Origin of the sequence: Fluviispira multicolorata, assembly GCF_009208585.1 — a bacterium.
GTDB classification, from domain to species: Bacteria; Bdellovibrionota_B; Oligoflexia; order Silvanigrellales; family Silvanigrellaceae; genus Silvanigrella; species Silvanigrella multicolorata.
On the sequence record NZ_WFLN01000004.1, the window covers coordinates 745,301 to 760,276 of the forward strand.

The 14,976-nt window shown below is 34.0% G+C and carries 4 protein-coding genes; 3 read left to right on the forward strand and 1 reads right to left on the reverse strand.

Going from position 1 to position 14,976, the window contains the following annotated elements:
- Positions 1-133 precede the first annotated feature (133 nt).
- From GCL57_RS03205 to GCL57_RS03215, 3 genes are all read left to right on the forward strand, one after another.
- Positions 134-1,234 (forward strand): efflux RND transporter periplasmic adaptor subunit, encoded by a 1,101-nt coding sequence (locus tag GCL57_RS03205; RefSeq protein WP_152211815.1) that lies wholly within the window; start codon positions 134-136, stop codon positions 1,232-1,234.
- Positions 1,235-1,257: 23 nt separating this feature from the next.
- A complete protein-coding gene (locus GCL57_RS03210; RefSeq protein WP_152211816.1) occupies positions 1,258-4,317 on the forward strand; it encodes an efflux RND transporter permease subunit in 3,060 nt (1,019 codons plus the stop codon).
- Positions 4,318-4,471: 154 nt separating this feature from the next.
- Positions 4,472-6,490 carry a LysM peptidoglycan-binding domain-containing protein gene (locus GCL57_RS03215; RefSeq protein WP_152211817.1) on the forward strand — a complete coding sequence of 673 codons (2,019 nt, stop codon included), beginning with the start codon at positions 4,472-4,474 and terminating at the stop codon, positions 6,488-6,490.
- Positions 6,491-6,524: 34 nt separating this feature from the next.
- On the opposite strand, the gene GCL57_RS03220 is transcribed toward GCL57_RS03215, so the two are convergent.
- Positions 6,525-14,924: a fibronectin type III domain-containing protein gene (locus GCL57_RS03220; RefSeq protein ID WP_152211818.1), complete on the reverse strand. Its 8,400-nt coding sequence runs from the start codon at positions 14,922-14,924 to the stop codon at positions 6,525-6,527.
- Positions 14,925-14,976 lie beyond the last annotated feature (52 nt).

The window sequence follows — 14,976 nt, forward strand, 5'->3', positions numbered from 1 at the left end:
CATAATATCTCATTTTATTTGAATTATCCAAGACATTATTTTCCTGTCAAAGTAAGCTCTCTCCTCACATTGATGATTATCTCTTTTACATGAATAATAAAAATAAAGTAAATCAATAGAATGAGGAACCCCCATGGCAAAAAGAATTACTTTTACGCTTATCGGCCTTCTAATCATTTTTGGAGGAATATTTGGCTGGTACGGTGTGAGACAATATTTCATGAAAAAATATTTCGCAACTTTTACTCCACCACCACAAACAGTCTCAGTGGCAACAGCAAAATTGGAAAGCTGGCAACCGTTCTTATATGCAGTTGGCAATTTAAAAGCCGTTGATGGAGTCGAAATAAGTTCAGAAGTATCTGGCCAAGTAAAAGTAATTTATTTTAAATCAGGTGAGTTAGTCAAACAAGGACAAGCACTCATTCAATTAGATGATGCAAGTGAACAAGCTCAATTAAAAGATATCAATGCGCAACTACAACTTGCAAAAGTAAATGATCATCGCACAAAAAAATTATTCACCCAAGGAGCAACTTCACAGGCTTCTGTTGATGACTCTTCTTCAAAATCAAAACAACTTCAAGCAAATTATGAAAATATCAGTTCGGCAATTGCAAAAAAATTAATTCGTGCACCATTTAGTGGAAAAATAGGGATAAAACAAGTCAATGTAGGTCAATATATTTCTCCTGGATTTTCATGTGCGAGTTTACAATCTGCTCACGTATTAAATGTTCATTTCTCATTGCCACAACAAGAAATAAGTAAAATTGCATTGAAACAAGAAGTTCTTGTCATCAGTGATGCTTATCCAGAATTAACTTTTAAAGGATCTGTCACTGCAATTGATTCAAAGGTAGACGAATCAACCAGAACAATTCAAGCACAGGCTACGATTGATAATAAAGAAAATAAATTATTACCTGGTATGTTTGTTTCTGCAAAAATTTTACTTCCAATAATTCCTAATACAATCACTCTTCCACAGACGGCAATCACTTATACCTTATATGGAGATGCTGCTTTTCTTGTTAATTTAAAAGGACAAAAAACAGCAACAGGTGAAGACCTTGGAACAGTCAGTCGAATTCTAGTTAAAACTGGGGAAAAAAGAGATAATACTGTTGTTATTTTAGATGGAATTAAAGCAGGAGATACCATTGTAAGTAGTGGTCAACTAAAACTCATAGATGGATCTTCTATTGTGATTAATAACTCTGTAAAATTATAAAATATTCTGAGCAGAGGAATAAAATGAAATTTACCGATATTTTTATACAACGCCCAGTACTCGCAACGGTTGTGAGCTTACTTATATTTATTATAGGTTTAAAATCTGTTTTTAATTTAGATGTCAGACAATATCCAAAAGTTGAAAACACTGTCATTACAATTACAACAACGTACCCTGGTGCAAATGCACAACTTATGCAAGGCTTTATCACCCAACCACTACAAACCTCAGTTGCTTCTGCAGATGGAATTGATTACTTAAATTCATCTAGTACCCAAGGTGTAAGCACAATTCAAGCGCATTTAAAATTAAATTTTGATTCATCTATAGCATTTACAGATATTTTAGCAAAAGTAAATGCAGTTACAGGTCAACTTCCTCGCGATGCAAATAGCCCTGTCATAACAAAAACAACTGGCAGTTCCATTGCGTTACTTTATATAAGTTACTCTAGTGATAAAATTTCAGGCCAACAAATATACGATGTTTTAACAAGAATTGTTCAACCAAAAATTCAATCTGTATCAGGAGTTGCAAGTGCAGATATTTTAGGAGGAAATCCCTTTGCAATGCGGATTTGGCTGCAACCAGATAAAATGGCTGCTCTTAATATAACAGCAGACGATATCAATAAAGCATTAACTTCAAATAGTTATCTTTCTGCTGCAGGACAACTTAAAGGCCAATACACAGTTACAAATATTAAAGCAGAAACGGATTTACACAGCGAAGAAGAATTTAATAAGCTTGTTGTAAAAGAAGTAAATGGAAAATTAATTCGCATGAGAGATGTAGCACAAGTCGAATTAGGTTCAGAAAATTATTCATCTTCAGTTACTTTTAATGGCAAAAAAGGGGTTTTTATCGGTGTAAATTCTGTTCCAACAGCAAATCCACTCACAGTTGTTCAGGAAGTGAGAAAAGTTTTACCTGATATTTTAAAATCAATGCCTCCTTCACTAGCTCAAGTTGTTGTATATGACTCAACAGAGTTTATATCTTCTTCAATTAAGGACGTTATTAAAACCCTTGCAGAAGCTACTATTATCGTTGTGATAGTCATTTTTTTATTTCTCGGTTCAATTCGCTCTGTAATTATTCCAATTGTAACTATTCCTTTATCTTTAGTAGGAGTTTGTTCAATAATGCTGTTACTAGGTTACACAATAAATTTATTAACACTTTTATCCATGGTATTAGCAATTGGATTGGTTGTTGATGATGCTATTGTTGTAGTTGAAAATATACAACGCCATATCGAAGAGGGAAAAAATTCATTCCAAGCAGCATTACAAGGTGCAAAAGAAATAGCTCTTCCAGTAATTACAATGACAATCACACTGAGTGCGGTTTATGCTCCTATCGGACTTATGGGTGGATTAACAGGAGCTCTTTTTAAGGAGTTTGCTTTAACCCTTGCTGCATCAGTTATTGTATCTGGGATTATTGCCTTAACTCTGTCTCCAATGATGTGTTCAAAAATATTAAGATTCGAAGAAAGCAATGAAGGTTTTGCTAAATGGCTCGATAAAAAATTTAATGAACTACAACTTTTTTATGAAAAAAGACTTATTGCCGTCATTAATTATAGGCCTGTTGTTCTCATCTTTGGTACCTTAATATTATTTAGTGTTTTTTTCTTATTTAAATTAACTCCAAAAGAACTTGCCCCTAAAGAAGATCAAGGATTTTTATTAGCAATTGCCAATGCACCTCAATATGCTAATATTAATTATTTAGAAAAATATACAGAACAAATTGATGGAATTTTTGCTAAATTTCCAGAACGTGCTGCGCATTTTATTGCAAATGGAAGAAACGGCGAGAACGGTGCTTTTGCAGGTTTTGTTCTAAAACCTTGGGGCGATCGACACAGAAGTGCTCAAGCATTACAACCACTTATTCAAAAAGAATTGAGTGATATTTCAGGAATAAATGCATTTATTTTTGCCCTGCCTGATTTACCAACAGGAGCTTCTGGATTTCCTGTACAAATGGTTTTAAAATCAACGGACAGTTATACAAATATTTATCAGGTGATGGAGGAGTTAAAAGCTTCTGCAAAAAAAAGCGGTCTTTTTATTGTTGTCGATAGCGATTTAAATTTTGAAACACCGCAATTAAATATAAGTATTGATAAATCTAAAGCAGCTGATGTAAATATTTCAATGCAGCAAATTGGTCAGCAATTAGCTACTTTTCTAGGCGGAAATTATACGAATTTATTTAGCATGGACGGAAGAAGTTATAAAATAATTCCCCAACTTTCAGATACAAATAGATACAATCCATCAGACTTAAAAAAAACATATATAAAAAGCAATTCAGGTATTTTTGTTCCATTATCTAACTTTATTAGTTTCAAAATGAGTTCTGAGCCAAATTCTCTTAATCAATTTCAGCAACTTAATTCAGCTACTTTTTCTGCTGTCATGATGCCAGGGCAAACAACTTCAACAGGAGTTGATTTCTTAAAAAAAGAAGCTGATAGAATCATGCCCTATGGAATGACATATGATTTCTCAGGAGACTCAAGAACTGAACAAAAAGAGGGAAATGCCCTTCTTCTAACATTTACTTTTGCACTTATTATAATATTTTTAGTTCTATCCGCACAATTTGAAAGCTTTCGAGATCCATTAATAATTATGATAAGTGTTCCAATGGCAATATGTGGAGCACTTATACCTCTTAATTTAGGTCTTGCTACCATTAATATATATACTGAAATTGGCTTAATAACACTTATTGGTCTGATAACAAAACACGGTATTTTAATGGTGGAGTTTGCAAATAAATTAAGAGAAGAAAATAATTATGATATACGGACTGCTATAGAAAAAGCAGCATCAATAAGGTTAAGACCTATTTTAATGACAACAGCTGCTATGGTGTTAGCTGTCATACCCCTTATCATTGCTTCAGGAGCGGGAGCTTCGAGCCGACACGATATTGGTATAGTCATTGCTTCTGGTCTAACCATAGGCACCTTATTCACACTCTTTATCGTACCCACAATGTACACATATTTAGCGCGCAGCGACGAAAAAGTAAAACATGAAAAAGCCAAAACAGAGTAAACTCCATTTTAAATAGGAAATATTTTTCTATTTAAACATAATATTGAATTAAAAAATCTATAAAATTAAAAACTTAACTTAAAACATCCGATCAGATAAACGTAATAGTTTTATATAAAGAAAGAAAAGGAATGTGTTTGTAAAAGATCTTAATATGAAAAAAATTTTATCCCTTATTTTAATATTTTATTCATTGAATAATATTAGTCTTGTTTTTGCTGTAAGCAATTTTGCCGATAATTCGCAATGCACTCAATATGAGGTAAAAGATCAAGAGAGTTTTATTCAAATTTTAAGAAATCATGCTCTCATTCCAATATTTGGAAATGAAGGTTCTTTAAAGAAAACATATGAGATTAATAAAATAGAAAAGAAAGAGAGAAAAGAACTCATTCATAAAGGAGATATTTTATGTTTACCTATTCGCATTCATTTTCCAGAAAATGCTCATAAGCAAGACCTCATCAATAAAGAAAATGATAATAAAGACGAGCATATTGGCATTAAAAATGAGGATCCATTAGTTGTTAATTTAATTCAGAATGATTTTAAATTTGATAATAAATTAAATTGTTATAATTATATTATTAAGAATGGTGATACGATAATTAAGATATTAAAAAATTATAAGCTTAGACCCGTTTTTGGAAAATCAGGAAGCCTTAAAAAAACATTAAAAATAAATAAACGCGAAGGATCAAAGGGACATCTGATTTATCAAGGTAATTCACTTTGCTTACCAATTATAATTAAAAATGATGAAATTGTATATGATAGTGAAATTGAAAAAAATGAAATCATATCTAGCCAAGATTCAAATACAGTTGAAGGAAAAGAAGAGGAAAATAGAGTTATTCCTAAAATTATTCCAATTCCTTCTACTGCAGAGTCTGAGAATTTAAACACAAATCAAAAGTCTAACACTATCGAAGATAAGTCTAATAATATTAAAAATGAATCTAATGCTATTGATGATAAATCTAATAATAATAAAATATTAAGCTCAGATAAATCGGAAAAATATGAAAACAAAATAGAGGAAAGAGAGAAATTTGAAGATAAGAAAGATGTTCTCCCCCAAAAAAATGAAAGCAAAGAAGAGTTAAGCAATAAAAATTTCGATAAAGATACAGAAAATCAATCAATTGTACAATATACTAAAAAATTAAAAAATAAAAAAATAGAGAATAAAGAAAAAATTATTAAAACCGATTCAACTACAAAAGCAGTGGAATCTATTAAAAAACAAGAGTTAGAAAAATGTAATAAATATATTGCAGACAAAAAAGAGCATTTAATTTATATATTACGCAAAAAAAACCTTTATCCATTGTATGGTAAAGATGGTTCTTTTCAAAAAACAGTTGAGTTAAATAAAAATTTAAATTTAGAAGACCCATATATAGAAGCAGAAACCTCTATTTGTTTGCCTGAATCAATTTCAAATAATACTGAAGATAAAACTCAAATTTTAAAAGCACAGGACGAAAGTAAAAAAATCGAAATTTCTAAAAGCTATGAAGAGAACCCAAATTTATTCTATACAGAATTTGGTATAAAATATTTAAGATTAACAGGAACTGACACAAGTAATAATACCAGTTCTACCCTTTTATCACGTGCAATTTTATTTGCTGAAGCAGGATTTATTCAAAAGTGGGATCAAAATTTTTCAACATATTTTGGCATAAGTTATGCAATTTCACAGATATTACAATCTGATACTAAAATAGTCATAGGTGACAGCATTATACGTTTAACTAATATACTTGTAGGTGCTAAATATAAATTTTATCCAAGATTTTACGCAGCATTACAACTGTCCTATGGAGATGAACTTGTTTATCGAGCTATGAACAATACAACTATTCAAGTTGAAAAAATGTCTTCAGCAAAAATGAAAAACACTGCTGGATATACTTTTCTTGATTATAATGAACTTTCCTTTCAAGCAGAATTAAGTTACCTTTTTAACACCTCATTTAATAATGAAATATACAATTCAAGTATTGGACAAGGTTTTGAAGCGGCCCTCATTCAATCTTATGAGGGAAAAGGTTGGGAATTTCGCTCGAAAATTTATTATTTAAGAGATTACACTCGGGTTACTCCAGTTAAGTTTGATTATACTGAAATTGGATTATTGATTCAATTTGCAGGTGAGTTACCTTAAATAAGCAAAAATAAAAATATTAATTTTTAATACATTAAAAACTCATACCAATTGGCCCTAGAAAGGCAACCCCCGATCCTGTTGTTGCACAACCACTTAAAGAACCATCAGCAATTGAAATTTTACATTTAATAATACTGTTATTTCCCCAATTCGCAACATAAAGTGAATCATTTATAATTGTAACACCTTCTGTGCTATTATACGATCCGGGAGATGGAGGATTAACTGTATTACTTGAGGCTATTGCACAGCTGCTTAACGAACCATCACTCGGACTCACACTGCATTTAACAATTCCCGGTAAACTTGCATTTGCCGTATATAAATAGTTATTAAAAACAGCAATCCCTGTTGGCCCTGATAAATTTGAACCACCTGCTGTACATGGTAAATTTATATTCCCGTTTGCTGCATTTATTGTGCATTTATTTATTGAGTTCCCTAACCTATTTGTAATATACAAATAGGAAGTGCTCAGATTTACATAACTCAACCCTTGCACACTTGGTAAGGTTGTTGAAGCACAACCAGACAATGCTCCAGTAGAAGTGTTTATTATACATCTTGTTACAGTATTTGTACTTCCTCCAACATATAAATAAACAGAACTTAAACCTTTACTTATTGTCAATCCATAAGCAGAAACTGGCATATTCGTAGATGTTGTAGTACAAGACACCAGAGCTCCAGTTGCGGGTGTGATTGTACAAACAGACACACCTATTGATGAGTTATTTGTCACATATAAAAAGTTATTATAACGAGCTGTGCCTACTGGAGTTGTAAATGTAGGAACGGCTTGAACGCAGCCAGTTAATGTACCATTTGATTGAATATTGCAAATATTCATTTTAGTTGTAACTTGTCCATTGCCAACATACATAAATTTTGGATAGTTTTGCAAGGTAGAACCAATTGTAGACTGCACCGTACGCCTTATTGTTTCCATATTTAAAAAACTCAATGCGTTTGAACTCCATGCAGCTGCCATTGCTAAATAATCTTGTAAGCCTGTATTTGCAGAATTGTTGAAAGATCCAAGAATCAATCCACCATTTTTAATTGAGCTTGCAGTGTCTGTATGCTGGAATTCATTTACCTGCATCGTAACAGCCGAACTATTTAAAGCGACAGCCCAATAATCAAAACGAGTGGGAGACAATTGATGACTTATTATTGAAGGATTAGATGAAAAACTCTCAAACTTAATTGAAGATGTATTTCCTCCATAGCCAAAACTATTATTTGAAGAAGAACCTGTGTAACCAGCAATACCTCGGTCATTGCCATTTGACGTAGGGCTACGCGCAACTGCAACAATAGTTGAAGCACTGTTACTGAATAAATTTGCAATCGTCGTTAAACCTGAAGAATTAGAAATAACTCCTCCAGTTGTATCCCAAGTTAAACCCGCAGCGATTGTACCATTATGTAAATCACAATAAAGATCATATATTTTTGTACCGGTTCCTGCATTTTGATCTGCAATCAGTGGATAAAATACGTCGGGTATATTAATATTATTTACAATTAATTGATCTAAAAAGTTATTGATTTTAGTTTTACCAGCTGCCGATAAAGTATTTCCTGGCACCAAACTCACTCTGGTTGAAAAATCAGTCATTATTGCACTGGTATTAATTCCAACAGCATTACTTGGCGAACTATTAAATACTTTTTTTGAATTAATGGCATTAGTGCAAGTCACGCTAAAAGAAATAATTTTGCATATGTCAGAACTAGTTGTCAAATATGTTACGTTAGGGGTTGTGTTACTTATACTTCCAGTTGCTGTAGGAATTGCAACCATATTTGCATAAAACTGATATGTGCATGTATTTGAATCTGTCCAAGTTCCAAGGTTTCCAATAAGTGAAACTCCAGAGCCAGAAACAATTCCAGAACCAGAAGCGGGACCATTTGTTATTGTAGGTGCTAAAATATTTTGTGGTGCATCATATTTAATACTTATAGATGGACTCGATGCCGATGAATTACCTGAAGCATTACTTGCAACAATAACAAAATAATAAGTTGTTCCTACAACTAAACTTGTACTTTGTACTAAATTATTTGTACAAGATGTCTGAATTGCATTATTAGGCAACACAGTGCAAAATAAGTTTGCAGATGTTATTGTTACAGAAGAACTTGTAGATGCATAAACTAAATAAGTAATATTCACATTACCAGCACTATAAGCATTCCACTGTGCTTGAATATAACCTATGTTTGCTATTGATAAACTCAAACCAGATGGAATTGTAACCGGAAGAGTGGGCAATGAATGCGTATTTGAACTTATTGTCGAACTCCCACCAGTGGCACTGTTTGTTGCTTGCACTATAAATGAGTAATCAGTATTTTCAGTGAGTCCAGAAATGACACAACTGATTGGAGTTGAAGTTGCTGCCACATTATTTAAGGTACACCCCGAAATATTTCCAGCACTCACAGAACTCCCATTTTGTTGAATATTAAAATTCACCAAACTATTACCAATATTAAATGTCCAATTTAAAGAAATACTTGTTCCTGTTACAGATGATGAAGTAATAACCAATGTTGATGTTGGTGCAAAAAAAGTGGTTGCTATTGCATCGGGTGAAACAATTGTAGTCGATGGAGACGGAGCGTTATTAGAGGCAGTGACTGCAAAATAATAGTCTTTATTTTCAGACAATCCTGTTACGTTACAGGTATTCGTAGCTCCTGGGGCTGTTGGATTTAAAGCAGGAGAACAGACGATTGGTGCTCCTGTTGTCGCAGCATTTGCAGAATCTGATTGAGAGACAGCATAAGAAATATTTTCACTCCCAACACTTAAAGTCCAAGTGAGAGTCAGAGTTGTTGCAGTCACATTTGATACATTCACAACAAAAGAACTCGAAGAATTAAATTGAGTTGTTACATTTACTGAAGTTGAATCTGCAGATGTCATTGTAGCATTGCTTCCCACTGCATCTGTTATAGCAACAGCTTTAAAATAATATTTTGTATTTGCCACTATTCCAGTATTATCGAGGCAACTTAATAAAGTAGGAGTAATGGAATTTGCATAAACAAAACACCCAAAAACAGCTGTATTATCGCTTGTATTAAAACCACTTTGGGTAGAATGATAAATTTTATAAGTTGTACCCACATTTATATAACTGTTACTTAATTGAATTGTTGCACTATTATAACTTAGACTGCTAACACTTAAATTCGTAGGAGCTGTAGGAATTGTTACAGTAGAAACTTCTGCATTTGCAGCTACAGAACCATTTGAATTTTTTGCTTTGACAATAAAGAAATACTGTGTACCAGGGGTTAAAGAATTAATAACACTTGTCTGAGTTGCACCAGCACTCGGTGTTATTGATACTGTAGTTGTGTAAAGCAGCGTTGTCATTCCATAACTAATATCATAAGAATTTGCCCCTGCTGCAGAGTTCCAAGTCACTGTCGCAGAATTTACAGTGGGAATTATTGATATTATAGAGAATGAAGAAATGGGTGTTCCTGTCACTTCAGCACTTTGAAAGTCTCCTCCAACCGATCGTGTCACAAGTAAAGCTAAATAATAAACCTGACCATTTGTTAAACCAGAAACCACGCAAGAGTTTCCTAATAATCCATCACATCCTAAAGAACCAGAAAGAGCCTGACCTGAAGTCGTAGAATAAAAGATTTTATAATCTGTCGCATTTGCCACCGTATTATCCCAAGTTATAGTCAGTTGCGAAGTACCTGCAACCACACTTAATATAGGTGAATTTAGTGGAGTGGCACTTACTTCTGCAGATAAAGTCTGTGCAGTTGAATTAACTCCAGAATTATTTCCAACGATAGTATAATAAACTGTCTGATTTGCTGTGCCCACAAAAGTGCATGGAGAAACTGTACAAGAGGTTAATATTCCGGAGTTATTTGGAGATGACTGGTTTGCAGTTAAAGATTGATAAACTTTAAATCCTGTTGCGCCCGTTCCACCTGCCCACGATAAAGTAATTTGCGTTGGTGTAGTTGCTACGTTTAATGAGGTTATACTGCTAATTGGTATTACGGTTGTTGCGGAACTCGCTGAAAGCGCATTTCCACCCGAATTGCTTGCGCTGATTTTATAATAAAATGGAGCACCATCAGCAGAAATAACATCGTTACACGTTAATGGAGTTGAAATATTTGTACAACCAACTACAGGTGAATATCCACTTGCTATTGAGCGTGATCTATTAATAGTGTAGGTTATGCTTGAATTTCCTGTTGAATTTGTTGACCATGTTAGACTTATATTATTTCCTGTCGCAACAATAGTTGGAGCATTTGGAGTCATGGGTAATGTGACTAATTGTGTATCTGGAGTTGATGTCACCGTATTTTGAGAATTCGTCGCTGTCACAGCATAATAATAAATTTTGCTGTCTGTAACCGTAGTATCAACAAATTGATTGCTTGTTGGATTCGTTGCTAAAAGAGTTCCATTTGCAACAGCCCCCGGAATTGTTGAGCGATATAATTTATAAGTTACAGTGTTGCTACCAAGTACGTTTGTCCACATTAAATTCACTGAATTGTCAGTTTTTGAGACAATTGTTATTCCGGGAGGATTTAAAATATTTGTTACGATAGAATATTGTGTTGAATTTATTTCCATAGCACCAGATGCACCATTTATTGCTGAAACCATATAGTAATATGCTGTATTTTCTGACAACAATGAGTCATTGAAGCTCAATAAGTTACCAGTATAAATTGGAGTTCCCCAATTGCTTGGATTACTTGTTAAAGATCTATATAATTTATAAGTAACAGGGGCTGTACCAGCACTTAAAGACCAATTTATTTTTGCAGAATTGTCTGTAATATTTGTTACTGAATTAATCACAGGTGCAGTTTGCAATGCCGTTATTAAACTAATAGAACTTGAAATTTGTTCAACCGCATTTATTGCATTGTTTTTTGCAGACACTCTATAAAAATATTGAGTGTTTTCTGCTAGTCCTGGATCAGAGGTATAACGATCTATTCCTGTATAAATTGCACTCCCCCAAGATCCTGTGGCACCTGTTGCCGAACGATAAAGACTATAGGTAACAGGCGAATTCCCTACACTAAAACTCCAATTTAAAGTAACAGATGTAACATCTATATTTGATCCATAAAGGCTCGTTGGTGCCGTATTTAATGCCGTAATCCCTTGTAATGAAGGAACTGAAACAGTCGATTCCCCCGCAGAATTTAAGGCAGATATAGCATAATAATATAGTGTATTTTCATTTAATGATGTGGAGTCAGTACATGTGTTTATATTTAAAGTAGATGATACAGCACAAACAGCAGCACTCGGATTTGCAACAAAAGGAGTTAAATTAATATCGGATCGATAAATATTATAGGTTGTCGCTGGATTGCCAGAAAATATATTCCAACTTAAAGTTACAGAATTTTTTGTAACAGTAGTAATATTTAATCCAGTTGGTGTACCAACTTGCATAACCAATTGCATTTCACCCGAGGCATCAACTGCTCCCGAATTGTTTTTTGCCGTCACCATAAAATAATAAGTACTTCCAGCACTCAATCCAGAAATCAAATAAGGTAACGGAGTCGCAGAACTAACGGTAAAAGTTCCTGAAGTATAATTGCCACTGCTCGTACCATATTTAATATCATAATTTGTTGCTCCTACTGCAGTACCCCAAGAAATATTTGCAGATGTTGTGTTTGCTGCTACGAGAGAATTAATGCTAAATGCACCAATCGGTGTAGCGAGAAACTCTGAACTAATAAATGTACCACCAACAGATTTTGTAACTTGTATAACAAAATAGTATTGTGTTCCATCTATTAAACCAGAGACAACGCATGAAAGAGCCAGACCTGCATCACAGCCCAATGTTTTTCCAGTTATTCCAGCAGTTGATGTCGTAGAATAATAAATTTTATAATTCGTTGCATTTAATACACTGCTCCATCCAATTGTGACTTGCGAAGTTTGCGCTACAACTGAAGTTATGGGCGAGTCATTAACAGTGGCAGAAATTTCGCTAGACGTTCGAGTTGCAGTGGCACTAGTACCCACATTACTTCCTACAACAGTATAGTAAAAGACTTGACCAACTGTGGCGGCAATCACACACGGAGAACTTGTACATGCAGTTGGCGAACCCGCCGGGGGAGCAGACTCACCTGGCGTTGTTGAACTGTAAACCAAATAACTTGCTGCCCCTGTTCCTCCCCCCCAAGTCAATGTGATTTGTGCAGAAGGCGAGGAAGTTATTACAGTTGTTGCCATAAATCCTGTAATTTGAGTTATGGGAGTGACTATACTTGGGGAACTGTAGGCTTGAGAACTTCCTCCTGCTGTTATGGCTTTTACAATATAATAGTAAGGCAACCCATCTGCCGTGGACACGACATCTGTGCACGTTCTACCCGTATCATCTATATTTACACACCCAGAAACATCACTTGGAGTGTCTCCGACAAATCTATACTTTTGAACATTATAAGTAATTGCCGCATTGCCTGCCGATGGACTTTGTGGCCAAGTGATTGTGACTACATTATTATTAGCGACTGTTGTAGGGGTTGTAGGGGTGTTTGGTAAAGTAACAACCTGCAAAACCGGTGCAGAAGTTAAAGTATTTTGTCCATTTGTAACAGTCACAGCATAATAGTAAGTAGAACTCGCAGATATGCTTGAGTCCGTGTAAGTTGTTGCAGAAGAACTTGAAAATATTTCACTTCCAACTGTTGTATTTACAGTGCTTGTTGTTGAACGAAATAATCTATACGTTACGTTAGCATCGCCATTAGCCATTGACCATTGAAATGAAGCAGAAGAAACTAATACTGAACTTAAGTTTAATGTTATTGCAGTTCCTAATGCAGTTGTAACTAAAGTTTTTGCAGATTGAAGAGAAATTGCATTGGGACGATCATTTTTCGATATAATGGTATAATAATAATTTGTATTTTCAGATATTAATGTATTATCTCCTGAATTTGGGACTCCAGCAGGCAGCGATCCATTATAAATAATATTACCTAAATCTCCGGCAGTATTATTGAAAGATCTATAAATAGCATATAAAACCATTGCATTTCCAGGTGCCGCTGGCCAATTTAGTTTTAAGCTATTACTTGTAATATTTGAAGATGTTAACGTTGATGTTGTTAGCAATGCAGAAGTTATATTTTGCTGTTGTGATTTTCCTGAAGTCCCACTTACATTACTTGCAGTCAATGCATAGTAATAAATCGTGTTTTCGCTAAAAGGCCCGGTGTCATTATAAGATGTGATCTGGCTGCTTGGAGTAGAAATAAGACTGATTAGTTTATTCGCAATATTTGTCACATCTACCGGATTTACAGTTGATCGATACACATTATAAGTAACAGTTGCGCTTCCTGTAGAAGCCGACCAGCTTAATGTATTGCTCGTATTATTTGGCGCAGATAATTTAACACCTGTTGGTATAGCAGGGAAAGTAACAACATTTGCTTCACTTGAAAATGGAGAATCACCCCCTTCATTTGTTGCATAAACAATATAATAATATGACTCTCCAGAAAGCATTGATGAAGCGTTTTCTGTACAAGTCAAAGCATTAATATTGGTACAAGATGCAATTGCATTGTAAGGACCACCAGAATTTCCACTTTTTGCAAGTGTATAACGAATTGTTCCTGCACCAACTGCTGCATTCCAGTTTAAAGTAACTTGACTTGAACTTATAACTGGAGCTCCTGAAAAGGTAGGAGCTGCTGGAGGATTGATAATAAGAGAAGATCCCATCAGACTTGTGATAGTGCCAGATGAATTAGCTGCAGTAACTGTATAATAATAAGTATTGCCATCAATAAGACCCGTCAATAAATAAGAATTGCTTATTGAAGAAATGCTTTGATTTAAAGATGCTGGATTTATTCCGAATTGTAACGAATATGTTGTATTAGCTAGCCCTCCAGTAATATCAGACCATGAAATAATTGCAGCATTTGATGTTCCTTTAATATTTAATGAATATGGATTAGGGGTACCAACTGCTTGACTTGCAGATGCTGTCTTACCGAATCGATTGCGTGCAAAAACTTTTAAATATAGAGTTTGACCATTGGTTAAACTTGAAATTGTACAATTTGTTACCTTAATATTTGTGCAATTTGATACCTTCGTTGTATAATTTCCAGATGCAGTGCCATATGATACAGTATAATCATCTACCTTTTCAGATGCAGTCCATGCCATTTGTATTTTGCTATCTGAAACTAATACTCCACTAAAATCAAATGAACCTGGAGTATTTAAAAAAAGATTATTTCCCTCATCAAAATGGGAGTGAGATCCTCCCAAGGGATTATAATCACAACTGTTCATAAAAAGATGCAACATAATGTATGGGAGAAGTCGTTTTATGTAATATATAAAGTAACGCATCTCAGACAAACCTTATGCATTTATATTTATCTATAAAGTAAATAATTAATGA